21 protein-coding genes and 1 tRNA gene are annotated in these 26,237 nt (G+C 68.6%); 8 read left to right on the forward strand and 14 right to left on the reverse strand.

Annotation, left to right across the window (positions count from 1 at the left end; all coding sequences use genetic code 11):
- Positions 1-164: 164 nt before the first annotated feature.
- The 4 genes from AC1RCS_RS05520 to mnmH all read left to right on the forward strand — a co-directional run bounded on the left by AC1RCS_RS05520 (position 165) and on the right by mnmH (position 4,683).
- The gene (locus AC1RCS_RS05520) at positions 165-1,109 is read left to right on the forward strand and encodes a threonine/serine dehydratase (RefSeq protein ID WP_369643143.1); all 945 of its coding nucleotides are present in this window, start codon (positions 165-167) and stop codon (positions 1,107-1,109) included.
- Between the two features lie 32 nt (positions 1,110-1,141).
- Positions 1,142-2,464, forward strand: coding sequence for a serine--tRNA ligase (gene serS / locus AC1RCS_RS05525; protein WP_492246535.1), 1,323 nt, complete (start codon positions 1,142-1,144; stop codon positions 2,462-2,464).
- Between the two features lie 63 nt (positions 2,465-2,527).
- Positions 2,528-3,568, forward strand: a complete 1,041-nt coding sequence (gene selD, locus AC1RCS_RS05530) for a selenide, water dikinase SelD (protein ID WP_492246544.1) — start codon at positions 2,528-2,530, stop codon at positions 3,566-3,568.
- On the forward strand, positions 3,568-4,683 hold the full coding sequence (mnmH, locus tag AC1RCS_RS05535; protein WP_492246536.1) for a tRNA 2-selenouridine(34) synthase MnmH: 1,116 nt from the start codon (positions 3,568-3,570) through the stop codon (positions 4,681-4,683). The genes selD and mnmH overlap by 1 nt, the downstream gene beginning before the upstream one ends.
- Here mnmH and AC1RCS_RS05540 read toward each other — a convergent pair.
- The gene (locus AC1RCS_RS05540; RefSeq protein ID WP_492246537.1) at positions 4,641-5,570 is read right to left on the reverse strand and encodes a LysR family transcriptional regulator; all 930 of its coding nucleotides are present in this window, start codon (positions 5,568-5,570) and stop codon (positions 4,641-4,643) included. The two genes, mnmH and AC1RCS_RS05540, sit on opposite strands and share 43 nt — an antisense overlap.
- A gap of 203 nt (positions 5,571-5,773) precedes the next feature.
- Here AC1RCS_RS05540 and AC1RCS_RS05545 point away from each other — a divergent pair, with 203 nt between their 5' ends.
- Positions 5,774-6,949, forward strand: coding sequence for an alpha-hydroxy acid oxidase (locus tag AC1RCS_RS05545; protein ID WP_492246545.1), 1,176 nt, complete (start codon positions 5,774-5,776; stop codon positions 6,947-6,949).
- 223 nt (positions 6,950-7,172) lie between these two features.
- Here the strand turns inward: AC1RCS_RS05545 and AC1RCS_RS05550 are convergent.
- The 4 genes from AC1RCS_RS05550 to AC1RCS_RS05565 all read right to left on the reverse strand — a co-directional run bounded on the left by AC1RCS_RS05550 (position 7,173) and on the right by AC1RCS_RS05565 (position 11,238).
- A tRNA-Ser gene (locus AC1RCS_RS05550) sits at positions 7,173-7,262 on the reverse strand.
- A gap of 214 nt (positions 7,263-7,476) precedes the next feature.
- Entirely contained in the window at positions 7,477-8,790 is a 1,314-nt protein-coding gene (locus AC1RCS_RS05555) for an IPTL-CTERM sorting domain-containing protein (RefSeq protein WP_369643122.1), read from the reverse strand.
- A 145-nt stretch (positions 8,791-8,935) separates the two neighbouring features.
- Positions 8,936-9,829 (reverse strand): hypothetical protein, encoded by an 894-nt coding sequence (locus AC1RCS_RS05560; protein WP_218295787.1) that lies wholly within the window; start codon positions 9,827-9,829, stop codon positions 8,936-8,938.
- The gene (locus tag AC1RCS_RS05565; protein ID WP_492246538.1) at positions 9,826-11,238 is read right to left on the reverse strand and encodes a glycosyltransferase family 2 protein; all 1,413 of its coding nucleotides are present in this window, start codon (positions 11,236-11,238) and stop codon (positions 9,826-9,828) included. Before AC1RCS_RS05565 ends, AC1RCS_RS05560 begins: the two co-directional genes overlap by 4 nt.
- Positions 11,239-11,654: 416 nt before the next feature.
- Between AC1RCS_RS05565 and AC1RCS_RS05570 the strand changes: the two genes are divergently transcribed.
- Positions 11,655-13,250: an MASE4 domain-containing protein gene (locus tag AC1RCS_RS05570; RefSeq protein WP_255591128.1), complete on the forward strand. Its 1,596-nt coding sequence runs from the start codon at positions 11,655-11,657 to the stop codon at positions 13,248-13,250.
- A gap of 200 nt (positions 13,251-13,450) precedes the next feature.
- Here the strand turns inward: AC1RCS_RS05570 and AC1RCS_RS05575 are convergent, their stop codons facing one another.
- The 7 genes from AC1RCS_RS05575 to AC1RCS_RS05605 all read right to left on the reverse strand — a co-directional run bounded on the left by AC1RCS_RS05575 (position 13,451) and on the right by AC1RCS_RS05605 (position 22,036).
- Positions 13,451-15,781 (reverse strand): CHASE2 domain-containing protein, encoded by a 2,331-nt coding sequence (locus tag AC1RCS_RS05575; RefSeq protein WP_492246539.1) that lies wholly within the window; start codon positions 15,779-15,781, stop codon positions 13,451-13,453.
- Between the two features lie 63 nt (positions 15,782-15,844).
- The gene (locus tag AC1RCS_RS05580) at positions 15,845-17,572 is read right to left on the reverse strand and encodes a FecR family protein (RefSeq protein WP_492246546.1); all 1,728 of its coding nucleotides are present in this window, start codon (positions 17,570-17,572) and stop codon (positions 15,845-15,847) included.
- An 86-nt stretch (positions 17,573-17,658) separates the two neighbouring features.
- Positions 17,659-18,357, reverse strand: coding sequence for a response regulator transcription factor (locus tag AC1RCS_RS05585; RefSeq protein WP_218295783.1), 699 nt, complete (start codon positions 18,355-18,357; stop codon positions 17,659-17,661).
- A 140-nt stretch (positions 18,358-18,497) separates the two neighbouring features.
- A complete protein-coding gene (locus AC1RCS_RS05590; protein WP_492246540.1) occupies positions 18,498-19,517 on the reverse strand; it encodes a formylglycine-generating enzyme family protein in 1,020 nt (339 codons plus the stop codon).
- Positions 19,518-19,570: 53 nt separating this feature from the next.
- On the reverse strand, positions 19,571-19,831 hold the full coding sequence (locus tag AC1RCS_RS05595; protein ID WP_218295782.1) for a hypothetical protein: 261 nt from the start codon (positions 19,829-19,831) through the stop codon (positions 19,571-19,573).
- Positions 19,832-20,026: 195 nt separating this feature from the next.
- Positions 20,027-21,331: a tryptophan--tRNA ligase gene (locus tag AC1RCS_RS05600; protein ID WP_492246541.1), complete on the reverse strand. Its 1,305-nt coding sequence runs from the start codon at positions 21,329-21,331 to the stop codon at positions 20,027-20,029.
- Positions 21,332-21,367: 36 nt separating this feature from the next.
- Positions 21,368-22,036 (reverse strand): site-2 protease family protein, encoded by a 669-nt coding sequence (locus AC1RCS_RS05605; RefSeq protein ID WP_218295780.1) that lies wholly within the window; start codon positions 22,034-22,036, stop codon positions 21,368-21,370.
- Between the two features lie 225 nt (positions 22,037-22,261).
- On the opposite strand from AC1RCS_RS05605, the gene AC1RCS_RS05610 reads away from it, so the two are divergent.
- Positions 22,262-23,452 (forward strand): methyl-accepting chemotaxis protein, encoded by a 1,191-nt coding sequence (locus AC1RCS_RS05610; protein ID WP_369643118.1) that lies wholly within the window; start codon positions 22,262-22,264, stop codon positions 23,450-23,452.
- A gap of 182 nt (positions 23,453-23,634) precedes the next feature.
- Here the strand turns inward: AC1RCS_RS05610 and AC1RCS_RS05615 are convergent, their stop codons facing one another.
- Positions 23,635-24,270, reverse strand: coding sequence for an L-threonylcarbamoyladenylate synthase (locus tag AC1RCS_RS05615; RefSeq protein WP_218295778.1), 636 nt, complete (start codon positions 24,268-24,270; stop codon positions 23,635-23,637).
- Between the two features lie 13 nt (positions 24,271-24,283).
- Positions 24,284-25,153 carry a 3',5'-nucleoside bisphosphate phosphatase gene (locus AC1RCS_RS05620; protein WP_218295777.1) on the reverse strand — a complete coding sequence of 290 codons (870 nt, stop codon included), beginning with the start codon at positions 25,151-25,153 and terminating at the stop codon, positions 24,284-24,286.
- A 152-nt stretch (positions 25,154-25,305) separates the two neighbouring features.
- Between AC1RCS_RS05620 and AC1RCS_RS05625 the strand changes: the two genes are divergently transcribed.
- On the forward strand, positions 25,306-26,237 hold a 932-nt coding region (locus AC1RCS_RS05625; RefSeq protein ID WP_492246542.1), incomplete at its 3' end, for a methyl-accepting chemotaxis protein.

Below are 26,237 nucleotides of genomic sequence, written 5' to 3' on the forward strand. Positions count from 1 at the left end.
TTGCCTCCTGCTGGCGTGTCCGCCCAAGGCGGCGGACCCTGTCCATGTTATCGGCACTTGCACGGCGCCATTGGAGGGCAGCGTGTATCCGTGTGTTGCCGCGGGGCGGGCGGGCAGACCCTACACTGCCTGCCTTTGTCCGATTTCCCCTGGAGTCTCCCCGCATGATCGATCGCGCCGCCATCGCCGAAGCCCGCCGCCACATTTCCACCGCCCAGCCTGACTTTCTGCGCACCACCCCGCTGATGCGCGTGCCGGGCCGATCCCTGGGCGTGGATTGCGGCGAGGTCTGGCTCAAGCTGGAGCACCTGCAGGTGGGCGGCAGCTTCAAGGCGCGCGGCATGCTGTACCGCCTGCTGGCCAACCCCGTGCCCGAGAGCGGGGTCATCATCGCCTCCGGCGGCAACGCCGGCATTGCCGTGGCCGCCGCCGCCAAGGCCCTGGGCGTGCGCTGCGAGGTCTTCGTGCCCGAAGTCTCGCCCGAGGCCAAGCGCGCCCGGCTGCGTTCGCTGGGCGCCGACGTGGTCGTCACCGGCGCGGCGTATTCCCAAGCCTTCGAGGCGTGCGTGGCCCGCCAGAAGGCCACGGGCGCCCTGCAGGCCCACGCCTACGACCAGCCCGAAGTGGTGGCCGGCGCGGGCACCCTGGCGCTGGAGATGGAAGAGCAGGGCGGCCGCCTGCCCGACACGGTGCTGGTCAGCGTGGGCGGTGGCGGCCTCATCGGCGGTGTGGCCGCGTGGGTGGAGAGCCGCGCCCACGTGGTCGCGCTGGAACCCGAGCGCGCGCCCACCCTGCATGCCGCGCGCGCCGCAGGCCAGCCGGTGGATGTGGAGGTGGGTGGCGTGGCTGCTGATTCCTTGGGCGCCCGCCGCATCGGCGCCATTGGCTGGGAGGTCAGCCAGCGCCATGTGCACGATGCCCTGCTGCTGCCGGATGACGCCATCCGCGCCGCCCAGCTGTGGCTGTGGAAAGAGCTGAAGCTGGCCGTGGAACCCGCCGCCGCGCTGGGCCTGGCGGCCCTGCAGACGGGTGCCTACCGGCCCCAGCCGCAGGAAACCGTGGCCCTCATTCTCTGCGGCGCCAACTTCGACCCCGCCAGCCTCGCCTGAGCCGGGGCCGACCACCCCTTTAAAATCCAGCCATGCTTGACATCCTTCTCCTCCGCAAAGACCTCGACACCGCCATCGCGCGCCTGGAAACCCGCAAAAAGCCCCAGGCTTTCCTGGACGTCTCCGCGTTCCAGGCCCTGGAGTCCGAGCGCAAGACGCTGCAGACCCGCACCGAAGAGCTGCAGGCCCAGCGCACCCAGCTGTCCAAGCAGGTCGGCATGCTCATGAGCCGGGGCGACAAGGACGGCGCCGAAGCCGTCAAGGCCCAGGTGGCCGCAGGCAAGGTGGAGCTGGAGCAATCGGCCGCCCGCCTGGAACAGGTCCAGGCCGAGCTGCTTGCCATGCTGGTCGCCGTGCCCAACATGCCGCACGAATCCGTGCCCGTGGGTCCGGACGAGTCGGGCAATGTCGAAGTGCGCCAGTGGGGCACGCCCGCCAGCTTCGCCTTCGAGGTCAAGGACCACGTCGACGTGGGCACGCCGCTGGGCCTGGATTTCGACATGGGCGTCAAGCTCTCGGGCTCGCGCTTCACGGTGATGAAGGGGCAGATCGCCCGCCTGCACCGGGCCCTGGCCCAGTTCATGCTGGACGTGCAGACCCAGGAGCATGGCTACACCGAGTGCTACGTGCCCTATGCCGTCAACGCCGACTCGCTCAAGGGCACGGGCCAGCTGCCCAAGTTCGAGGGCGACTTGTTCGCGGCCAAGAAGGGCGGCCAGGACGGCGAGCCCGTGCCCGACAACGCGGCGCTGTACCTCATTCCCACCAGCGAAGTGCCGCTGACCAACTTCGTGCGCGACGTGGTCGTGGCCGAGTCCGAGCTGCCCATCAAGCTCACGGCCCACACGCCATGCTTCCGCTCGGAAGCGGGCAGCTACGGCCGCGACACGCGCGGCATGATCCGCCAGCACCAGTTCGACAAGGTCGAGATGGTGCAGATCGTGCACCCGGACAAAAGCTACGAAGCGCTGGAAGAAATGACGCGCCACGCCGAAACCGTGCTGCAAAAGCTCGGCTTGCCCTACCGCGTGATGAGCCTGTGCACGGGTGACATGGGCTTTGGCGCCGCCAAGACCTATGACCTGGAAGTGTGGCTGCCCGCGCAGAACACCTACCGCGAGATCAGCTCGGTGAGCAACTGCGAGGCCTTCCAGGCCCGCCGCCTGCAGGCCCGCTTCAAGAACGCCCAGGGCAAGAACGAGTTGCTGCACACCCTCAATGGCTCCGGCCTGGCCGTGGGCCGCACGCTGGTGGCCGTGCTCGAGAACTACCAGCGCGCCGACGGTTCCGTGGAGGTGCCAGAGGTGCTGCGCCCGTACATGGGCGGCGTGGCGGTGCTCGCACCCGCCGCCTGATGGGGCGGGCCATGGGGACGGCGCGCCGGGGGAGAATCCAGCATGACTTCCTCTGACAACACCATGGCCAGCCCCCCCATCCGCCTCACGCAGTACAGCCATGGGGCGGGCTGCGGCTGCAAGATCAGCCCCAAGGTCCTGGACGTGATCCTTGCGGGCAGCGGGGCCCAGAACCTGGACCCGCGGCTGTGGGTGGGCAATGCCTCCCGCGATGACGCCGCCGTCTATGCGCTGGATGGCGAACGCGGCGTGGTCTCCACCACCGACTTCTTCATGCCCATCGTGGACGACCCCTATGATTTCGGGCGGATCGCGGCGACCAACGCCATCAGCGACATCTACGCCATGGGCGCGGACCCGCTGATGGCCATCGCCATCCTGGGCTGGCCGGTGAATGTGCTGCCGCCCGAGGTGGCGCGCGACGTGGTGCGCGGCGGGCGTGCGGTCTGCGATGCCGCAGGCATCCCGCTGGCCGGCGGGCATTCCATCGATGCGCCGGAGCCCATCTTCGGGCTGGCCGTGACCGGCGTGGTGGAAAAACGCCACCTCAAGCGCAATGACACCGCCACTGCGGGCTGCCGCCTGTACCTCACCAAGCCGCTGGGCATCGGAATCCTCACCACCGCCGAAAAGAAGGCCCGGCTGCGCCCGCAGGACGTGGGCCGCGCGCGCGACCTGATGTGCACGCTGAACAAGCCGGGCAGCCGGTTTGGCAAATTGCCGGGTGTCATGGCCATGACCGATGTCACGGGCTTTGGCCTGCTGGGCCACCTGGTCGAGATGGCCGAGGGCAGTGGCCTGAGCGCCGTGATCGACTACGACGCCGTGCCGCGCATCCGTGGCGTGGAGCACTACCTGGCAGAGGGCTGCGTGCCGGGCGGTACCCTGCGGAACTTCGACAGCTATGGCGCCAGGATCGGTCCGCTGGACGAAGTGCAAAAGCAGCTGCTGTGCGATCCGCAGACCAGCGGAGGCCTGCTGATCGCGGTGGCGCCGCAGGGCGAGCGTGAATTCCTCGCGGTGGCCGCCGAGTGCGGGCTGCCGCAGATGGAGCCCATAGGCCATCTCACTTCCCGGCAGGCCTTCGCTGTCACGCTGCGCTGATGCTGGACACCCTGGCCGACTACCGGCACATCTTCCTGAACGATGTGCCCATGATGGACGTGCGTGCGCCGGTGGAGTTCGTCCAGGGCGCATTTCCGGGCGTGGCCAACCTGCCCCTGATGGACGATGGCGAGCGCCAGAAGGTGGGCACCTGCTACAAGCACCAGGGCCAGCAGGCGGCCATCGCGCTGGGGCATGCGCTGGTGTCCGGCGAGATCAGGCGCGCACGCACCCAGGCCTGGGCGGAGTTCGCGGCGGCCCATCCGCAGGGCGTGCTGTATTGCTTTCGCGGGGGCTTGCGTTCCCAGATCGTCCAGCAGTGGCTGCAGGCCGATGCCGGGATCGCCTACCCCCGCGTGGCCGGCGGCTACAAGGCCCTGCGTACCTTTTTGCTGCAGACCACCCAGGCGGCGGCGCGCGAATGCCCGTTGGTCGTGCTGGGCGGGCTGACAGGCACCGGAAAGACCGAGCTCATCTCGCAGCTGCCCAACGGCCTGGATCTGGAAGGGCACGCCAACCACCGGGGGTCCAGCTTTGGGCAGCGTGTCAGCGGCCAGCCGGCCCAGATCGATTTCGAGAACCGCCTGGCGATCGATATCCTCAAGAAGCGGGCCGCGGGGCAGCGGCTGTTCGTGGTCGAGGACGAAGGCCGGCATGTGGGCCGCTGCGCCGTGCCGCTGGAGCTGCGCCTGCGCCTGGAACAGGCGCCGATGGTCCATGTCGAGGATGCCTTCGACGCCCGGGTCGAGCGCATCCTGCGGGACTACGTGGTCGGGCAGTGCGCCGAGTTCTGCGCCGCGCAGGGCCCGGCGGCGGGGTTTGAATCGTTCTCTGCCCGATTGCTGGAAAGCCTGGACAAGCTGGCCCGGCGCCTGGGCGGCGACCGCCACCAGATGCTGCGCGCAACGATGCTCCACGCGCTGGCGCGGCAAAAGGCGCATGGCGATGTTTCGCAGCACCGTGGCTGGATCGCGGCATTGCTGCGCGACTACTACGACCCCATGTACGCCTACCAGCGTGAAAGCCGGGCGGGGCGCATCGAGTTTCAGGGGGAGTTCGGCGCGGTGCTGGCCTACCTGCGCGATCGCTCCGTGGCCTCGGGCCCCCAGCCGTAGGCCGGCGGCACCGAAAAATCCACCTGGGCCTGCGCCAGGCGCTGCATCGCGGGTATCAACGCCCGCGCATCGCCGCGCCGCCACTGGAACGCGTACTGCAGGGGCGCAAGCGCCGTGCGCCCGCCCAGCGCGCGCAAGCCCGGCGTGCCGACCCAGGCCGCGGGCAGAAAGCCCACGCCCACCCCCGCGCGCAACATGCCGGCCACGGCCCCCCAGCTGTTGCACAGGATGCGCTCGCGCACCGCAACGCGGTGCGCGAGCAGCCAGTCATCGAGCAGCCGCGTGGTGCCCGCACCCGGGGGGAGGGTGACCAGCGGATGCTGCTGCAGCAGCGCTTTCGCCCCCAGGCGGCCGGCGCCGGGCAGATCGGCGGCCACAGCCCAGGTGAAGCGCGCAGCCCCCACGGGCTGCGAGCGCAGCGTGCTGCGCGACGAGCGCCCCGCGATCACCGCGAAGTCGAGTTCGCCGTCGTCCAGGCGGCGCTCGAGCACGCCACCCACGTCCACGCAGGGCTCCAGGGACAGGCGGGGATGCGCGCGGCGCGCCGCTGCCACGAACGCGGGCAGCCAGGTGAGGGCCGAGAGGTCGCCCACGCCAAAACGGCAGTGGCCCGCGAGATCTGCGCGCGCATCCAGTGCCTGGTCCAGTGCCGCGACGGCGTTGAGCACATCCAGCGCGGCGGGCAGCAGCCGCGTGCCGGCCTCGGTGAGCACGGCGCGGTGTCCGCTGCGGTCAAACAGCGGCTGCCCCAGCGCGGCCTCCAGTTCCGTGATGCGCTTGGACAGCGAGGACACGGACAGGTGCACGCGGCCGGCGGCGGTGGCGAAGTTGGCGCAGGTGGCCGCCCACCAGAAAGCCTCGAGCTGCTTGACCGACGGATTGGGCATGGCGGGGTCCTTGTTGGCAGAAAGAGAATTAATCCATTCTAAATATTTCGCTTTCATTCATTGAATGGCAAACCTACAGTGGCGCGGTTCCTGAACGCAATGAAAGCCCCGTGCCCATGGCCTCCCTCCCCCATCTGGCCCCCGCCGCCCTGGCGCCCGCCCCCTTGCCCCCCGCGCGCCCCGCGCCGGCCGTGCTGCGCCGCATGCTGTCGCTGCAGGATTTCGAGGAGGCCGCGCGCCGCCGCCTGCCCCGGCCCATCTTCGGCTACATCGCTGGCGCGGCCGAGGACAGTGCCTCGCTGCGCGACAACCGTGGCGTGTTCGGCGAGCACGCCTTCGTCACGCGCGTGCTGCGCGACGTGTCGGGGCGCTCGCAGGCGGTGGAGCTGTTTGGCGAACGCTACAGCAGCCCGTTCGGCATCGCGCCCATGGGCATCAACGCGCTTTCCACTTACCGGGGCGACCTCGTGCTGGCACGCGCGGCGCGGCGCGCGGGCATTGTTTCGGTGATGAGCGGCACCTCGCTGATCCCGATGGAGGACGTGGCCCGCGACAGCCCGGGCACCTGGTTCCAGGCCTACCTGCCCGGCGACCAGGTGCGCATCGACGCACTGGTCGACCGGGTGGAGCGCGCGGGCTTTCGCACGCTGGTCGTCACGGTCGACATACCGATCTCGGCGAACCGCGAGAACAACATCCGCACGGGCTTCTCGACGCCGCTCAAGCCCAGCCTGCGCCTGGCCTGGGATGGCCTCGTGCGGCCGCGCTGGGTGGCGGGCACCTTCCTGCGCACGCTGCTGCGCCATGGCATGCCGCATTTCGAGAACTCGTTCGCCACGCGCGGCGCTCCCATCGTCTCGTCCACGGTGCTGCGCGATTTCTCGGCGCGCGACCACCTTGGCTGGCGGCACCTCGAAGCCATCCGTCGCCGCTGGAAGGGCCCGCTGGTCGTGAAGGGCCTGCTGAGCGTGGAGGATGCCCTGCAGGCGCAGCGCATCGGGGCCGACGCCGTGGTGCTGTCCAACCACGGCGGCCGCCAGCTCGATGGCGCCGCATCGCCCATGCGCGTGCTGGAAGCGGTGGTGGCCGCCGTGGGCCCTGCTTACCCCGTGCTCATCGACGGCGGCTTCCGGCGTGGCTCCGACGTGCTCAAGGCCATCGCGCTGGGCGCGCGCATGGTCCTGGTGGGGCGCCCGTTCAACTATGCAGCCGCCGTCGCCGGCGAGGCGGGGGTGCACCACGCCATCACGCTGCTGCGCGACGAGGTGGACCGCAACCTTGCCATGCTGGGCGCCACCAGCTGCGGAGAGCTGGGCCCTCGGCACCTGGTGCGGCGGCGGGGGCCTGGGGAGGAGTGTTCGCCAGGGCTGGCGTCCTGACGGGTGCCTGCGGCCTGGCGCAACGATGTCAGTGCGGCTGCGGTGCGTTGTGGTGGGGGAGCTGCAGTCTGGCCCGCCTCCGCCCGCGACTTGATCGCAGCGGATCGGGTGTCCAGGGCGCGGGTCCTGCATGCCCCAAAGGCTGCCTGGCTGCCGGGGGGGCCGGCAAACCAAAAGAAAAAGGCCCTGCGCTATTGATTAAATAGCATCAGGGCCTTATCAGTGGCGGAGAGGGTGGGATTCGAACCCACGGTAGTGTTGCCACTACGCCTGATTTCGAGTCAGGTACATTCGACCACTCTGCCACCTCTCCTGTGTGTCGAAGCCTGCGATTATAGCAAGGTTTTCAGGGCCTTCGCGCGGCAGTGCTACCCAGGGGGGCGGTACCTCGGGCACCGTTGCGCTGCCGTCCGCCTGCTGGTAGTTTTCCAGCACCGCCACCAGCGTGCGGCCCACGGCCAGACGGGAGCCTCTGAACTCTGGAGCGATGGGTAGGCTGCTGGGTAGGTGCTGGAGCGAAGCGGCTATCAGGCAGTGCGGCGCCGCATCCTCGCTAGCCCAAACATGGCCAGCAGTGCGGACAGGCCAACCAAGGCCCACTCGGTTAGGGTGGGGATGGAGGCTGGCGACACGGGTACAACAGCAACAGCCGTCACCACTGTGGCAAGGTTGTTGGCGGTATTCGTCTCCCCACCACCAGAAACCTGGGCGCCATTGGTGACCGAAGCGGGTGCATTGGCCGCGATATCCACAGTCAATGTGATGGAGGGATAGCTCGCGCCCGCACTCAGCGGATCGCTTCGGGTGCAGGTCAGCGTCGCGAGCGTGCAGGTCCAGCCAGCGCCCGCCAAGGCTGTTGCACTCAGCCCAGGAGGAAGGACATCGGTCACGGTGACTGCGCCGCTCGTCGGGCCCACTCCGCCATTGGATGCAGTGATCGTGTAGGTGGCGCCTGTCTGCCCCTGGCTGAACGGGCCATTGGCCGGCATGGCCACGGTCAGATCCGGTAGCAACGGAATGACTGTCGCAGGATCGGTAGCCGTGTTGTTGGCTGCATTCACATCGCTGCCTCCTGTCACCGTAGCAGTGTTGGTCACGCTCGCTGGCGCATTGGCCGCGACATTCACGGTCAAGGTGACGACGGGATAACTCGCGCCTGATGCCAAGGGATCTGACCGAGTGCATGTGGCAGTTTGGCCCGCAATGTTGCAAGTCCAGCCGGTTCCTGAAGCGGTAGTCGGTGTCAATCCTGCAGGCACAGTATCGGTCAGCGTCACGAGGCCTGAGGTGGGCGAGCCGCCAGTATTGGATACCGTCAATGTATATGCGGCGCCAATCTGGCCTTGCGTGAAATTGCCTGTATGGCCTTTGGTGAGCACAAGATCGGGGCCCGCCCCGATGGTTGTCACATCCAATGCGGAATTGTTCGAGGAGTTGATATCCCCGCCCCCTGCAACCGTCACGGTGTTCGTCAGGGACGGGGGCGCTGCCGGCGACACATTCACGGTCAAGGTGATCGGTGGATAGCTTGCGCCAGCGGCGAGCGGATCGCTGCGGGTGCATGAGACAGATTGGGCCACGATGCTGCAGACCCAGCCAGCACCCGCTGCCGCTGTGGGAGTGAGTCCGGCAGGCACCGTGTCCGAGACGGTGACTGCACCCGCACTGGGCGCACCCCCGGTATTGGACACCGACACGGTATAGGTGGCCCCCACCTGGCCTTGCAAGAAGCTCCCGGCATGGCTCTTCGAGACAGTCAGATCCTGAGCGTAGGCCGAGGACAGAAAAGCTCCGGCGGCCAGAACGAGGAGAGCTGCGATGCGGCGGCGAAAGAGCATCATGGTTTTGATCCCGTACAGTCCAAGAAGCGTTTCATTTGACACAGCGCATCCACGCTGCCTGCGTACCTGTGGCGACACGCCTGCGATTGCAGTTGCATCGCCCCCACGGCCAGTGAGTCTCGCATGTGCCCGGCCTCATCGGTGATCAGAAGGGCAGGCTCACCCGTCCGGAAGCGCTGGTGTACCGGTATGACCCGGCCTGGCCGGAGAACAAGGGCGCCGTGTTGCTGGCCTCGATGCCGACAAACCACTGGACCGGGCTGCTGCGCCGTGATGCGAGGCCGATGGCGCCCCGCCATATCGGCTCCGACGCGCCATCGACGCGCTGCTGGCCGGCATCGATGCTGGCGCTCAGCACCACCACCTGCGCCACCTCGAACCGCGACGACAGGCCCGCCGATGCCTCATGCAGCCGCTCTGGTGAGAAGTACTCTGGCCGGTAGGCGTTGGTGTTGTGGTAGCTGCGCGTTTTTATGTAGGCATTGAGCCCATAGCGTTCGTCCAGCGAGTAGTTCCAGCGGGTGCGCAGTATCGGGCGGTTGTTGTCGTTGGAGAACAGCGCCGTGCCTGCCGCTACCCCGACGTTGAATCGCTCGGTGAAGGCGTGGTCGAGAACCAGTGCCAGGGCTGTGAAATGCGTGCCGTTCTCGATGCCTCGGATGGAGTTCACCAGGTCTCTTTCCACGCTCACCCCCAGCGCCGTGGAAGGGGTCAGCCGCTCCATGTAGTCGAGCCCCCCCACGAGGTAGCTGGTGCCCGCCACGCGGGCGGCGCCCAGACTGGCGTCGATGGTGCGTTCCTTGCTGGTTTGCTTGTAGGTGCCTGCCGCGAGGCTGCCGCTGGCCGCCCAACCCGGCGCCGTGTAGCGCAGGGCTCCGGCGCGCAGGCCCCAGCCAGCCGCATTCGCATAGCCCAGCGTCTGCCTGCTTTCATGGAAGTCGTCTGAGTCGCGGCTGGCGAAGAACGAGCCCGAAACCGACTGTGCCTGCACGCCGCAGGCACAGAGCACCGCCAGCGCGCCAATGAAACGCCCCTTCATTTCGTACCCCAATTCTTTGACCGGCTGACCAGTTCCTTGATGTAGCCCAGCACGCATGCGGGCTGCAGAACCACGCTGTAAAACAAGGCGTAGAAGATAAACCCCAGCACGTTGCGGCGGACCTTGAGCCCCTGTTCGGTGAACATCTTGGCCTGGACGGTGAACATGAGGTAGTTGACGATCATAGCGAGCGGCAGCACCAGCAGCGTCATGGGCCCCGCGATCCAGTACACGCCAAACAGCGCCAGCACGAGGCCTGGAACGAAGGCGAACGTATAGACCAGATCCATGTAGGGGAACAGCAGGTTCCACCAGATGAACAAGGTGGTCATGCGCGGCTTGAACAGCAGGCGCCAGTGCGATTTGAAGGCTTCGATGAGCCCTCGCGACCAGCGCTGGCGCTGGCGGATGAACTGCAGCCAGGTATCGGGTGCGTTCGTGAAAAGGCAGGCGTTCTCCGCGAAGCCGACGCGATGTCCGCGCTCCAGGATCGCCCATGTGAGCACGATGTCTTCACCCACCGTATGGGCCCATCCGCCGAGTTCGCGAAGGATGGCCGTGTCGTACACGGAAAACGCGCCTTGGGCCACGAGGGTGCCCTGGTACAGGCTCTGCAGGCGCTTGATGGCGGCAATGCCATGGAAGTAGTCCCATTCCTGAATGGCCGTGACCATGTTCTTGCGGGAATTGCGCACGAGTACCGCGCCTGCCACGGCACGGGTGTTGGGCGGATCGCTCATGTAGCGGCGCACCAGGTTGTGCAGCGCGCTGTGGTGAAGGTAGGAGTCCCCGTCGACGGTGATGGTCAGGTGGTGGCGGACAAGGGCCAGGCCGGCGTTGAGCGCGTTGGCCTTGCCCACGTTGTGTTCAAGGTTGAGCACCTGCAGCCACGGATAGTCCAGGCCCGCGAGCTTTTCGGCGGTGGAATCCTTCGAGCCATCATTGATCACCACGACCTGCAACGGCCCCTCGTATTCCTGGCGCGAGATGCTCTCGATCGTGGAGACGATGCTTTCCTCCTCGTTGTAGGCCGCCACGAGGATGGTGATTCCCGGCAGGCGCGCGCTGGAGTGTCTTGCCGCGGGGCGCCGGTCCAGCAACAGGCTGACCACCAGGAATGCGTTCATGAAGCCCGGCACCACCGCGATGCCGTAGATCACCGGGTAGGCCGCCCACGGGCTGATGACCCGCGCCAGATCGTGCACCCAGGCATCCGCGGCATAGATGGAAAAAGCCATCCACACCACCCCGGCGAACAATGCGAACGCAAATTTCCACCGCACCGACAGGTACGGCCGCGCCCACTTCGTGGCTGCTGGGGCTGGCGGCGATGTGCTGGCGGGGCTGGCCGCGCGCTGCGGTTCGAGCGTGGGCAGGGCCGCAGGGCTTGTCTGGAGGTTGCGCGTCATCGGGAAACTCGCCTTGTGGGCTGTAGTCGGGGGCAGGCGGGTGGGGCGCGGCCCAGGTCACAAGCAGGTGCGTATTTGTAAAAAATTGAAACTGTGGTGTGCGAATTTTGCTGCTGGCGTGGATGCGCGTCAACCGCAATGGCCCTGCAGGCCGCCCAGCGGGCGCAAAAGCAACTGTGCGGGCCCGCCGCCGGGCGCGTGCCCGCGCGGTGCATGGCCTTGCGCGGAACCCCGGGTCCGTACAGAGCGCTTTTTCTTTGCACTCTGGGCGCCTTGGGCCATGATGGACCTTGTCCGGGCATGGGGCGCCGCGCCGCCGGGCAGGGATTTTCCTGGCGTTTCTGCGGCATTCGACGTGTGCAAAAACCACCATGGGCACCGAGGCAACCACTCCAGAGCGACCGATTTTCTTGGCAATGGCACCCGCGGGCCCCGTGGGACGGCGCTGGGCCCTGGGCGCCGTTGTCGTGTCGGCCGTGCTGTTTCTGGCGGCCATGCCCTTCGCCAAGCTGCCCCTGCCAAAGATGGGCGCGTTCATCCCCGCCTATCAATCCGCCCTGGTGCTGAGCGATCTGATCACCGCGGTCATGCTGTGGGGCCAGTACCGCATCCTGGGGCATGCTGGCCTGCGCGTTCTGGCCTGCGGGTACCTGTTCACGGCCCTGGTGGCGATCACGCACGCGCTCACGTTTCCGGGCCTGGTCGCCGAGGGCGGCTGGCTGGGCGCGGGGCCGCAGAGCACTGCCTGGCTGTACATGTTCTGGCACGCCGGGTTCCCGGCGGCGGTGATTGGGTACGCGCTGAGCAAGCCGGCGGCGGCCAGCCAGCCCGAAGCCGCGCCCGCGCAAGCGGGTTTTCTTTTTTCCACCGCGATCAGCGTGGCCGCCGTGCTGGCGGCCGTGGCAGCCCTCACTGCGCTGGCGACCGTGGGGCAGTCGCTGCTGCCACCGATCATGCAGGGCAGCCGGTACACGCCGACCATGCTGGCCGTCGTCACCACCGTCTGGGGCGTCAGCGTGGTCGCGCTGCTGCTGCTCCTGCGGCGCAGGCCGCTGGTGGTGCTGGACCTCTTGCTCGTGGTCACCATGTGCGCGTGGCTGTTTGACATCGCGCTCTCCGCCGTGCTCAACGGCGGACGCTTCGACCTGGGTTTCTACGCCGGACGCCTGTACGGGCTGATGGCCTCCACGGCGCTGCTGGCGGTGCTTCTGGTGGAGAACACGATGCTCCACGCAAGGCTGGCGGCGGCCTACCAGGCGGAGCGAGAAAAGCGGCGGCAGATCCAGACCCAGGCGGCGGAACTCGTGGAGAAAAACCGGGAGCTGGACGCCTTCTCCTATTCCATATCGCACGATCTGCAGGCGCCCGTCCGCGTGATTCAGGGGTTCGCGGGCATGCTGCTCGAGCGTTCCGACAGCCACCAGGATGCGGAAACGCGGCGGATGCTCAAGGTGATCGACGACAGCGCGCGAAAGATGGGGCAGTTGATCCGCGACCTGCTGGATTTCGCGCGCCTGGGGCGCCAGCCCATGCACCCTGCCCGCGTCGACATGAATGCCCTGGTCGAGCAGGTCATCGCGGACGTGCGGCACACCGGACCGGGGCGCGATGCCGCGTTCGCGGTGGCGTCGCTGCCGGAAGGCTGGGGCGACCGGGCCCTGCTCCGGCAGGTGTGGGTGAACCTGATCTCCAATGCGGTCAAGTACAGCGGCCCGCAGGGCGCGCACATCCAGATTTCCGGCAGCGGGGACGGCGGTGAATGTGTCTACCAGGTGGCCGACCAGGGCATCGGGTTCGACATGGCCAGGGTGGACCGGCTGTTTGAACTGTTCCAGCGGCTGCACACCGCCGAGGAGTTCCCTGGCACGGGGGTGGGCCTGGCTTTTGTGCAGCGGATCGTGGTGCGGCATGGGGGGCGCGTGTGGGCTCTCGGCGCATTGAACGCGGGCGCCACCTTCAGCTTTGCGCTGCCCCAGGCGCCGACACCGCAGGATGCGGGGGGCACGGGCTGAAGAAAGCCCCTCCCGCGGCCCCGCATGCGCGGCGCGGCGTGCCCAGCCCAGAAACTGGCAGGTGGCGGATGCGCCGGGGAAGAGGCTGGCAAGCAGGAGCAAAAAGTGCCGATGGCGCTTGATGCACAAGCGCGACATGCTATTGAATGTGCAGCAAATTGGAGCTTGGCAACCTGCGGGTTGCCGGCCTGCATCGGTCATCATGCCCGCAGCGGCAGCACCAGCCTGAACTCCGCCCCGCGCCCCGCATCGCTGTCCACTTCCAGTGTCCCCCCGTGGCGCTGGATCACCGTGTGCACCAGCGCCAGCCCGAGCCCCACGCCTCCGATGGCGGGGTGGCTGCGGTCATGCAGCCGGCGAAACGGCGCGAACAGCTGGCCCTGCAGTTCCGGGGCGATGCCGGGGCCTTCGTCGCGCACCGACACGACCCAATGGCGGCCCCGCTGCACGATGGAGCACTGCACCACGCCTTCTTCGGGGCTGAACTTGACGGCGTTGTGCAGAACGTTGGCCAGCGCGCGGCACAGCATGGCGCGGTCGCCCACGGCGGGGGCGGTCTCCGGCGCGGCGGCGATGGTGACCTCCACGCCGCGGTCGCGGGCCAGGGCCCAGATGTCGTCGACCGTTTCGGCCAGCGCCGCCACCAGGTCCAGGGGGGCCATCCGGTATTCCTGCGTCTCGGCGCTGGCCAGCTTCACGAAGTTTTCCGCCATGCCCAGGGACGCGCGCGCATAGCGCTCGATGCGCAGCATCAGCTCGTCGCCCGGCATGCGGCCGGGGTAGGCACGCTGCATTTCCAGCAGCGTCAGGATGGAGGCATTGGGGGTGCGGATGTCGTGCGAGATGAAATTCATCGCCTGGTCGCGCTGCAGCTGTGCGCGCCGCATCTCGGTGAGGTCCACCAGCGTCATCAACCAGCCCGCCTTGGCCAGGTCGGTGAAGGGCCTGCACTGCACCAGCAGGCTGCGGCCCTGGGCGTCGCTGCCTTCGCTTTGTTCGGGCATGCACTGGTTGAGCAGCTTGTCCTGCGTGATGAGCGGCTGTCCGGTGCCGGTCTGCACCAGGTCGTGAAGCAGGTCGACCACGGACTGCCCCTGCAGCGGCACCAGCGGGTCTCCGCCCACATGGCGGCGCGCTGCCACGTTGGTGAGCAGGATCCGCCCCTGGGGGTCGCAGACGATGGTGGGCGAGGGCAGCTGCTGCAGGCTCTCGCTCACGAAGTGGTGCAGGTCGCGCAGCTGGCGGGATGCGCGCTCCACGGCGTTGATGCGTTTTTCCAGGAAATCGCCCGAATCGCCCGTGCGGGGCTGCAGCCGCATCGACAGGCCGTCGCGCTGCAGGCGCTCCATTTCCAGCCGCAGGAAGTGGGCGGCCGCGCTCAGGCGGCGCCAGCTCCACAGGGGGTAGGCCAGCACGAGCCCGGTCAGTGCCGCGGCGGGCGCGAACTGCAGGCCCACCCACCAGGGCAGGGCCACGCTCAGCAGCAGGGTGGCCACCCCCAGCCCCGCGCTGGTGAGCAGCGCGATGAACGGCCCCACCAGCAGCAGGGCCAGCAGCGCGCCCGCCACCGGGGCCAGGTTGAACAAGGTGTTGAGGGCGGGGGCGGCTGGCTGGATCCGCACGCCCGAGAGGCGGCCGTCCAGCACCTGGGCCACCACCTCCACGCCGGGCATGAGCCGCGACTGCTGGCTCATGGGGGTGGCAAACATGTCGCCCAGGCCGGCGGCGGCCGCGCCCACGAGCACGTACTTGCCGCGAAACGCATCCGCGGGGACCTGGCCGCGCAAGACGGCGATGTACGAGTAGGTGGTGAAGTGGCCCGGTCCGCCAGCGTAGGCAATCAGGGTGCGGTCGGCGCGCTGCCATGGGCCGGGGGCCGCCATGCGCGCGGGCTCGGCGTTCCCCGGCCCGGCGCGCGGGGCGGCGCAGTGCGCCAGGGCGGGGTCCGCCACGCACTGCAGCGCCATGCTGAAGTGGGGCCAGGGCGCCGCGGCCGGCCCTTCCTGCAGGTACAGGCTGCGCACCACGCCGTCGTTGTCCGGCACCACGTGCACGTGGCCCAGGCGGGCCGCGGCATCCGCGAACGCGGGCCAGGGCAGGTCTGCCGTGTCGGCGGCCGGGCCATGGCCGCGCCGCAGCACCGGCAGCACCACGCGCCCGCTGCGCTGCATGGCGTCGGCCAGCAGCACGTCGTCGCCGGGGTAGTCCAGGTCCTCCTCGTTGAAGAGCACGTCCATGCCGATGGCGCGGGGCTGCTGGGCCGACACCCGTGCGATCAGTTCCGCGTGCAACGCCCGCCGCCAGGGCCAGCGGCCGATCGCAGCGATGCTGGGGTCGTCGATGGCCACGATCACGATGTCGGGGTGCGCGGGGCGGGAGATCAGGCGCAGGCCGGCGTCCTGCACCAGGTGGTTCACCCGGCTCAGGCTGTCGGCGGTGCTGAGCCACGCCACCAGCCCCAGCAGGGCGATGGACAGGAGGCTCCATTCCAGGCGCCGCTGCTGGCCCCGGGTCCGTCCGGCGGTCCGCATCGGCTCAGCCTCTCCGTGCCCTGGGCTGCGGGCGCGGTGCCGGGCTGGGGCGCGGGCGGGCTCTCAAGGCCGCCCCACGGGCTGGCCGTTCGATGTGGAGACCGGCAGGCCGGTGCCCGTGCTGACCCCTGAACCCACCCGGATCTGGCGTGGCGGCGAGAAGTCGCTTTGCAGGCCCGTGGAATCCTGCACCTGGATGCGCACCAGGTAGCTGCCCGCGGGCAGGTTGCCGGCCCGCCATTCGGGAGCATCGAGCAGGGTGTCGAGCACGAGCTTGTCGAATGCGAGGTCGCCGGCACCGGCCAGCTGCAGGCGGAATCGCTGGCCGGGCAGCGCAGGCCAGTGCAGGCGCACGTCGGTGTCGCCTTCCTGTGCCTGCACCGACTGCAGGGACAGGGTGGCGGGGCGGTCCGCCACCATGAAGGGCTGGGGCGGTGCAAACGGCCCCTGGTCGGCCTGGCCATCGGGCAGTTCCAGCAGGCTGGCCACGCGCCAGAAGTAGCTGCCCGCGGGCAGGGCACCCAGGGGCAGGCGGCACTCGCCCAGCCGCTGCGCATCGAGCAGCGGCTGGGCGAACTGGGCGCTGCCGGCCACCTGCACGCGGTACCAGCGCGCGCCGGGCACGTGGGTGCACAGCAGCTCGCCCGTGCCGCTGACCACCACGGCGCCGGGCGCGGGCTGCTGGTACAGCGGCGCCACGGGGCGCGTCTTGATCGCGAAGGGCAGCACGGCGGGCAGCCCCGGGATGCCCGCATCGTCCAGTGCGCGCACGGACAGGTAGTACTTGCCGTCTTCCAGGGCTTTCCAGCGCAGCTGGCCGTCCGCGAAGCGGCCGTGGCGCAGCACCTGGGTGAAATCCGGGTCCCGGGCCACCTGGGCCTCGTAGCGGACCGCGCCGGGCAGCGCGGGCACGTCGATGGCCAGCAGGCCCGCATCCCCCAGCGTGGCCGGCACGCCCGACGTGTCGGGCGCCGCCAGCAGGGGCCGGGGGGCGCCGACGGTGCCATCGGCCGCCACGGCCAGGCCCTGGCCCGGCGCGAGCATGGCGCCGGTGGGCGCGGGGGCGGCGGTGGCACCGTCCGGGCGCGGCTGCACCGCCACGGAGCCGCTTTGCACCGAGGCGGTGGTCTGGCCGGCGTCGCCCATCGCCACGCTGAAATGGGTACCGCGCACGCTGGTCACGGCCAGCGGCGTGCGCAGCTCGAAGCGGCGGAACGCCTCGGCGCTGGGCGGCACCGAGGACTCCACCGCGCCGCTGCGCATCTCCAGCACCGATTGCAGGCTGCCCGCGCGCCCTCGCCGGCGCAGCTGCCGCAGCTGCAGCTCGGAATGGGCCTGGACCCGCACCACCGTGCCATCCGCGAGCTTGACGGCCACGAAGGCATCGGGGCCGACCTGCACCACGGCGCCTTCATCGAGCCGGCCGCCCTTCACAAGGGGCTCCGGCGCGGCATCCGCGCGCGCCTGCCCGGTGGCCATGCCGTGCACGAACTCCACGGTGGCCGGCTCCGAAGGCTGCAGGTGCACCGGAATCCACACCACCGAGCCCGGCTGCAGGCGCCGGGGGTTGGCCACCTTGTTGCGGGCCTGCAGCAGCGGCCATTGGTGGGGGGCGGCCAGATAGGATCTGGCCAGGCCTTCGAGCGTGTCCCCTGCCTGCACGGTGTGGGGAATCTCGTCGCCCTGGGGCGTGGCGGAGCGGGCCTCGGCGCGGGGGGGCACCAGGCTCGCCAGGAAGCCGAGGGTGAGTGCCGCGGTGGCGCCCAGGGTCCAGCGGACGCGCCCTTTCATCGTTGCCAAGTCAGATCTCCTTTGTGCCGCCTCGGGCGGCTGGGCAGGCCACGGCGCCCTCTGGGGGCCGTGGAAGGTGGTTCGGGTCAGGCCCTTCGCTGGGCCTCCACGGCTTCAAAACGGTAGCCCACGCCGTAGACCGCCGAGACGATGAAACCGTTGGAAGGCCGCAGGTCCAGCAGGGTGCGCAGGCGCGAGATGTGGGTGTCCAGCGAGCGCGACATCACATCCGCCACCTGGCCCCAGATGATGTCCTTGAGGTGGTCGCGCGACAGCAGCCGGCCCATGTTCTGAAACAGGAACAGGGCGAGATCGTACTCGCGGTTCTTCAGCTCCACCGGCACGCCGTCGATTTCGATGGAGCGGGTCTCGCACAGGAAGCGGTAGCGCCCGAACTCCACCACGCCGCCCGCATTGTCCGGATAGGCGCGGCGCAGCAAGGCCGAGACGCGGGCATTGAGCTCGCCGATGCGCACGGGCTTGACCATGAAGTCGTCCGCGCCGCTGCCCAGGCCTTCGACGATGTCGCGCTCTTCCTGGCGGTGCGTCACGAACAGGATGGGCAACTGGGTGCCCACGTTCTTGCGCACCCAGCGCACCACTTCCGGCCCAGTGGTGTCTGGCAGGTGCCAGTCCACGATCAGCAGGTCAAAGGTTTCGCGGCGCATTTCACGCAGCAGGTCCGCGCCATTGAGATGGGTGTGGCAGACATGGCCCATTGCCTCCGTGGCCTGTTTGATCAGATCCAGCTGGAGCGCATCGTCGTCCAACGCGGCTATGCGCATGGTTTCCCCCGTCGAGAATGCAATTGCGGATTATTTGCGAGAACCACCGCCTCCGAGGGGGCGGGCACGCGGTGCCGTCAGCAAGTTGACATTTGTTGACGGTTTGTGGCGCGCCGGGGACGGGGAGGGGCGGGCGCCGTTCAGCGGTCGGGGGCCAAGGGGCGGGACTCTGGAGCAATCTCGCGCACCAGCCGCATGCCGACCAGGGTGTAGCGGGTCTGCGGGCTGTTCCAGTTGCGGTAGCCGCAGCGCGCGTAGAACGACCATGTGTGCCACGAGCCTCCCCTGCGCACGCGCACCGAGCCTTCGTCGGGCCCCTGCGGGTCGTCGTGCGGAGACTGTGCGTAGTACGTGTCCCCGTGCCAGTCCGACACCCATTCCCAGGCATTGCCCAGCATGTCGTGCAGCCCGAAGGCATTGGGCGCATAGCTGCCCACGGGCGCGGTGAAGGCGTGGCCGTCGCTGCCCTCCAGCGCGTGCTGCCGCCAGCGGGGCCACAGGGGGGCGGCCTCCTGGTCGAAGGTATTGGCGGTGCGCAGCAGCCCCTGCGGGTCATCGCCGTGGGGGTAGCGGGTGCGGGTGCCCGCGCGGCAGGCGTACTCCCATTCGGCCTCGGTCGGCAGGCGGTAGCGGTGGCCTTCGGTGCGGCTCAGCCACCGGGCCAGGGCCTGGGCGTCGTTCCAGGTCACGTTGACGACCGGGTGGTCCGGGCCTTGCGCGAAGCCGGGGTTGCGCCACGAATAGCGCGGGTCGCGGCCCTCAAACGCATCGCCGCGCCGCGTGGTGGCCGGGTCGTAGGCAGGGTTGTAGCCATAGCCGCCGGTGCCGTCCGCCTCGGACTCGGGCTGGTACCCGGATGCTTGGACAAAGCGCCGGAACTGCCCCACCGTGACCTCGTGCTGGCCCAGGTAGAAGGCGCGGGTGATGTGCACCTCGTGGGCCGGGGACTCGTCTGCCAGGTCGGTCAAGCGCTGGCGCTCCAGCAGCGGGAAGGCTTTTTCCAGGGTCTCGAGCGGCGGGACGCCACCCATCCAGAAGCTGCCCGCCGGCACCCGGACAAAGGCCATGCCCAGGCTGTTGATCCAGGGGGCCGTGGCGGGGCGCGCGTCCTGCGCTGCCGGTGGGTGCTGGCAGCCGGCCAGCAGCGCAGTCAACACCACTATCAGCGGCCCACGGCGAACTGCCGGCAATGGGGCGGCGCGGGCGCGTGGCCTCAAGGCTTGTCCTGCAACTCACTCACGCATTCGAACACCAGGCGCGAGCCGTCGTTGCGCAGCAGTTTGGCGTGCAGGGCCATGCGCTGGCATTCGCGGCTGGCCGCGGCGTAGGCCTGGGAGGTGTCTGGGCCATAGACCGGCACACTGAAAGTGCGGTCGCGGCCCGAGGCCATGGGGCCCGAGGGGCCATGGGGGTTGGTCGCATTGCAGCCGGCGAGCAAGGCCAGCACTGACACCGAGGCACACAGCAGTTTCATGGAAGTCTCCCGAGCAGATCAGGGAACCCAGTTTACGCACATGCCCGCATGCCAGGCATGCTCGCAGCCGTCAAGACACGGCGCACGGCGCCATTTTTTACCTATTCAGGCCCCGGGCGCAATCACCATGTCCCTTGATTGCTATAAAAAAAGAGCATTTCTGTGCAATGCCCAGGCGCGGCCAGAGTGCCCGGCTTACGCCGCAGCGGCTGCCTCGGCCAGGGCCTGCAGGGCGGCAGCCACCTCGGCGGCCTGCACGCCGTCCACTGGTGCCAGGCGCGGGGCCAGGGTTTGCAGCGCCGTGCTGTCCTTTTGCAGCTGGGCAATGGCCTGGCCGGCTTCCTTGGGCGCATCGAAGCCGGTGCTCTGCAGCAGCAGGCGGCCGTCTGCATCCACGAGCTTGAAGTAGAACTTGCCGTCGGCTTCGCGGTATTGCTTGAACGAAGGCAGCGCTGTCTTCGCGGCCTTGGCGGGCTTGGGCGCTGCCGTGGCCTGGGCCAGACTGCGCAGGCCCACAGCGGCGCGCAGCTCGCGGATGAACGGCGTGGCCAGCGCGCGGGCGCGTTCGGCACCGGCCAGCAAGGTCTGCTCGATGCGCGCGGGGTTGTGGATGAGTTCCTCGTACTGCGCGCGCATGGGGGCGATCACCTGGTCCACGCGCTCGAACAGGGTGTTCTTGGCATCACCCCAGGCGATGCCGTCGGCGTAGGCCTTGCGCAGGGTCTCGGTCTCCGCGGGCGTGGCGAAGGCCTGGTAGATCTGGAACAGCGCGGAGCCTTCGACCTCCTTGGGCTCGCCGGGCGCGCGCGAATCGGTCAGGATGCCGCCGATGAGCTTCTTGAGCTGCTCGCGCGAGCTGAACAGCGGGATGGTGTTGTCGTAGCTCTTGCTCATCTTGCGGCCGTCCAGCCCCGGCAGGGTGGCCACATGGTCGTCGATGGCCGCCTCGGGCAGCACGAAATGCTCGCCATACAGGTGGTTGAAGCTCGCGGCCATGTCGCGCGCCATCTCGATGTGCTGGATCTGGTCGCGGCCCACGGGCACCTTGTGGGCCTTGAACATCAGGATGTCGGCGCCCATGAGCACGGGGTACATGAACAGCCCGGCCGTCACGCCGTCGTCCTGTTCGCGCCCGGCGGCGGTGTTCTTGTCCACGCTGGCCTTGTAGGCGTGGGCGCGGTTGAGCACTCCCTTGCCGGTCACGCAGGTCAGCAGCCATGTCAGCTCGGGAATTTCGGGGATGTCGGACTGGCGGTAGAACGTGACCTTCTCGGGGTTCAGCCCTGCGGCCAGCCAGCTCGCCGCGATCTCCAGCGTGGAGCGCTGGATGCGCGCCGGGTCTTCGCACTTGATGAGCGCGTGGTAGTCGGCCAGGAAGTAGAAGCTCTGCACGCCGGGCGTGAGGCTGGCGGCCACGGACGGGCGGATGGAACCCACGAAGTTGCCCAGGTGGGGCGTGCCCGTGGTGGTGATGCCGGTGAGAAAGCGCGTGGTGCTCATGGAGACGGTGTCAGCAAAAAGGGGGAGAAAAGGCGATCAGCGCAGCAAGGCGGTGAGCGGCGTGAGCAGCAGGTTGATGGCGCCGTAGCCCAGCGACATCAGCGGGCGCAGCCACAGCGTGCCCACCACGCCCGCGATCACGAGGCCCATCACGATGAAGAAGCCCCAGGGCTCGATGCGCGAGACCATGTGGGCCTGTTTCCAGGGCAGCAGGCCCACCAGGATGCGCCCGCCGTCGAGCGGAGGCAGCGGAAACAGGTTGAACGCCCACATCACCAGGTTGACCAGCACCCCGGCGCGGGCCATTTCGATGAAGAAGCGCTCGTCCACGCCAAAGCCCACCAGGGACACCAGCAGCACGGCCCAGACGATGGCCTGGATGAAGTTGGAGGCGGGCCCTGCCAGCGCCACCCACACCATGTGCTTCTTGGGGTTGCGCAGATTGCCGAAGTTGACCGGCACGGGCTTGGCATAGCCGAACAGGAAGGCCCCCGAGGTCGCGAAGTACAGCAGCAGCGGCATCAGGATGGTGCCGACCGGATCGATGTGCTTGAGCGGGTTGAGGGTGATCCGGCCCATCATGTACGCGGTGTTGTCGCCAAAGTGGCGCGCGGCGTAGCCATGGGCTGCCTCGTGCACGGTGATGGCGAACAGCACCGGCAGGGCGTAGATCAGAACGGTTTGGATGAGATTGGAGATGTCCACCTGTCGATTGTCTCAGACGCGTGGCATGGGTCCCGGGCCGCGCGGGAGGAGGGGCCGGCCGGGCAGCGTGGCGGCCAGTGGTACGACAAGATCGGGAGTGGCGGACAAATCGTTGATAGCATGTGGCACGGCGTAACGAATTGCATCTGTTGGGCTCGCGTCCAGCCCTTTTCTTGCGCTCTGGCCCACACTCATACTACGCAGACCCCTTTCGGAGACATTCCCGTGCCCTTGGATCACCTCAAAATCGGAACCCGCCTCATTCTTGCGTTCGGGGGCATCGCCCTGCTGGTGGCGCTGACCATGGGCATGGCGATGTCCAGGATCGGCCGGGCCGAAGACGCCTACCGCGGCGCGGTGTCCACGGCCAGCAACGCCGCCGCGGACGGTGAGCGCACGGCCAAGGCCACGCAGGCGCAGGAGCACCTGCAAGGCGCGCGCGGCTGGATCGTGGGCGGCGGGCTGGCGGTGTTCGCGCTCTCGCTGGTGGCTTTTCTCACGCTGCGCAGCGGCATTGTCAGCCCGCTCAACCAGGCCATCCTGATCGCCGAAACCGTGGCCTCGGGCGACCTGAGCCAGGAATTCAGTTCGGACCTGGAAGGGGACTTCGGCCGGCTGCTGGGGGCGCTGGGCACCATGGAAGACACGCTGACCGACCTGGTGTCGCGCATCAAGCAGGATGCGGATGCCATCAGCGCCTCCGCGGTGAACATCGACCATGGGAACACCGACCTGTCCCGCCGTGCGGAGGACCAGGTGTCCTCCCTGACCGAAACGGCGGCCAGCATGGAGCAACTGACCGCCACCGTGCGCCAGAACGCCGAGCGCGCCCATTCCGCCAGCGGCCTGGCCGTCAAGGCCTCGGCCATCGCCGAGCACGGCGGCACCGTGGTGGGCGAGGTGGTGCAGACCATGCAGGCCATCAGCGGCAGCTCGCGCAAGATCGTGGACATCATCCAGGTCATCGAAGGCATTGCCTTCCAGACCAACATCCTGGCGCTGAACGCCGCCGTGGAGGCCGCCCGCGCGGGCGAGCAGGGCCGGGGCTTCGCGGTGGTGGCCAGCGAGGTGCGCAACCTGGCCCAGCGCAGCGCGGTCGCCGCGCGCGAGATCAAGGCGCTCATCAGCGCGTCGGTGGAGCAGGTGGAGAGCGGCGCCGGCCAGGTGGGCAAGGCTGGCAAGACCATGGCCGAAATCGTGACCGCCGTGGGCCAGGTGAGCGCGCTGCTGGGGGAAATCTCCATCGCCCTGCGCGAGCAGAGCGAGGCCATCAGCCACGTGAATGTGGCGGTGTCGCACATGGATGGCTCCACGCAGGAAACGGCCGCGCTGGTTCAGAGCGCCGTGTCCACCGCGACCTCGCTCACCGCGCAGGCCCGGGACCTGGAGCAGGCCGTGGGTGCGTTCAAGCTGTAGCCCCTGAGCGGCTGCGCCGCTTCCCCCTCCGGGGGACGCCACCGGTGGCCTGGCGGAGCCAGTTCCACGGTGGCGCTGGTTTTGGCAGCGCCGGTTTTTGGGCGCGGTAGCCTGAAATGTGCTTTTACCGATCCTCAAGACCGCTCTGCGCGGGCGCCGGGCGGGCCCCCGGGCCTGCAGTTTTACAGCCCCAGAGCCTTCAAGCTGCCCCGGCCTTCGCGCATCACTTCGGGTTCGCCGCCGGTGCCCATGGGGGTCAGGTCCACCACCGTGGTGGGCTCCAGCGGGCAGGCGCCCGCATCCACCACGGCATCCACCAGCTTTTCATAGCGCTCGCGGATTTCCTGCGGGTCGTTCAGCGGTTCCGTCTCGCCAGCGGGTATCAGCGTGGTGGCCAGCAAGGGGGCGCCGTGCAGTTCCAGCAGCAGCTGCAGGCCCTTGCGGTCGGGCACGCGCAGGCCGATGGTCTTGCGCGAGGGGTGGCTCACGCGGCGCGGCACTTCCTTGGTGGCTTCGAGGATGAAGGTGTAGGGGCCGGGCGTGCCCAGCTTCAGCAGGCGGTACTGCCGGTTGTCCACGCGCGCATAGTTGGCCAGCTCCGACAGGTCGCGGCACAGCAGCGTGAGGTGGTGCCTGTCGTCCACCTGGCGGATGCGGCGCAGGCGGTCCACGGCGTCCTTGTCGTCCAGATGGCAGACGAGGGCATAGCTGGAGTCGGTGGGCACGGCCACGATGCCGCCCTTTTGCAGCAGCGCCGCCGCCTGCTTGAGCAGGCGGGGCTGCGGGTTGTCGGGATGGACTTCGAAATACTGGGCCATGAACGGGTGCGCCTCAGGCGTTGGCCGGATGGAGGATGCGGTCGGACAGCAGCTCCCACACGGGTGTCAGCGCGCCGGGCAACAGCGGCAGGGTGCCCAGGTCGGTGTGCGATTCATCGGGGCTGTGGAAGTCGCTGCCGCGCGACGCGGCCAGGCCGAATTCCTGCGCCATGCCGGCGTAGGTGACGTATTCGGCAGCGCTGTGGCTGCCGGTGACGACCTCCACCCCGCGCCCGCCGTGGGTCTTGAACTCGGAAAACAGCGCGAATTCCTCATTGGCGCTGAACTTGTAGCGCGCCGGATGGGCAATGATCGCCATGCCGCCCGCGTCCGTGATCCAGCGCACGGCGTCGCCCAGCGACGCCCAGCGGTGCGGCACGTAGCCGGGCTTGCCTTCGGTGAGGAACTTGCGGAATACCTCGGAGGTGTCCTTGCAGACCCCGGTTTCCACCAGGAAGCGAGCGAAATGCGTGCGCGAGATCAGCGCCGGGTTGCCCACGAACTGCAGGGCGCCTTCATACGCGCCCTGGATGCCCACCTGGGCCAGCTGCTGCGCCATGTCCTTGGCGCGTTCGCCGCGCCCGCCCCGGGTCGCGGCCAGGCCCTGGGCCAACTGCGCGTCGTCGGGGTCGAACCCCAGGCCGACGATGTGGACGGTGGTGTCGGCGAAGGTGACGGAAATCTCGGTACCCGTGAGATAGGCCATGCCCTGTGCGTGGGCGGCTGCGCGGGCGCGGTGCTGGCCGCCGATTTCGTCATGGTCGGTCAACGCCCACAGCTCGACACCGTTTGCCCTGGCCCGCGCGGCCAGGTCCTCGGGGGTCATGGTTCCGTCGGATACCACGGAATGGCAGTGCAGGTCGGCGTTGAGTATGGTTGTCACGAGGCCATTTTAGGGCTTGTACCGATAACGTGCCTTGCCGAACCCAGCAACACTGCAGTCAGGGGCATTGCGTCCGGCGGCCCGGCAACCTCGGCCGGGGCCATGTGCCGGGCAGTCCTTTCAGACCATCGTAGGCGTTCCAAGGAGCAACCATGAAATTCAACGACCTGCGCGTGTCCCACAAGATGTGGAGCGTCATCCTGGGCCTTCTGGCGCTCATGCTGGTCTCGGCCATCTGGACCCAGTGGTACGGCCGGCAGGTGACGGCGTCCACCGAAGAGGCCGTGGAAAAATACGAAGCCGCCATCACCACCGCCGTGACCTGGCGCGGCCTGGCCGAGGTGGCCGTGACGATGTCGATGGCGAGTTTCGTCACCACCGACCAGGCGCTCAAGGCCGACTTCGACACCCGGGTGGCCGCGCTCACCGCGCGCATCACGCCGGTGCAGGAAAAGATCAACAAGACCTCCGTCTCGCCAGAGGACAAGGCGGCGCTCGCGCAGGTGGCGGCCACGCGTGCGGATATCCGGGGCCAGACCGACAAGCTCAAGGAGTTGACGGATGCGGGCGATGCGGCGGCCAAGCAGGCGTACCTGGCGAACGTCTACCGCCCCAAGGCCGTGGCCTACCTGGAGGCCATCGACAAGTTCGTGGCCGCGCAGCAAAGCCAGCGCGACGAAGCCGTCCGTGCGGCGCACGACACGCGCGGCAACCTGGTGCTGATCGGTGCCGTGGCAGCCGTCGCCGTGGTGCTGCTGGGCATGCTGCTGGCCGCGATGCTGGTGCGCTCCATCACGGCGCCGCTGGACCGCGCGGTGGCCCTGGCCGAGGCCATCTCGGCGGGCGACCTCACGCAGAACATCCACGACGACCGCAAGGACGAGCTGGGCATGCTCACGCGGGCCCTGTCGGCCATGTCAGACCGCCTTCGCGGCGTGGTGAGCGAGGTGCGCTCGGGGGTGGACTCGGTGTCGTCGGCGTCGATCCAGATCGCCAACGGCAACCATGACCTGTCGGCGCGCACGGAGCAGACGGCCTCCAACCTGGAAGAGACGGCGGCGAGCATGGAAGAGCTGACGGCCAC

Source organism: Acidovorax sp. GW823-FHT01C06, from assembly GCF_058798375.1.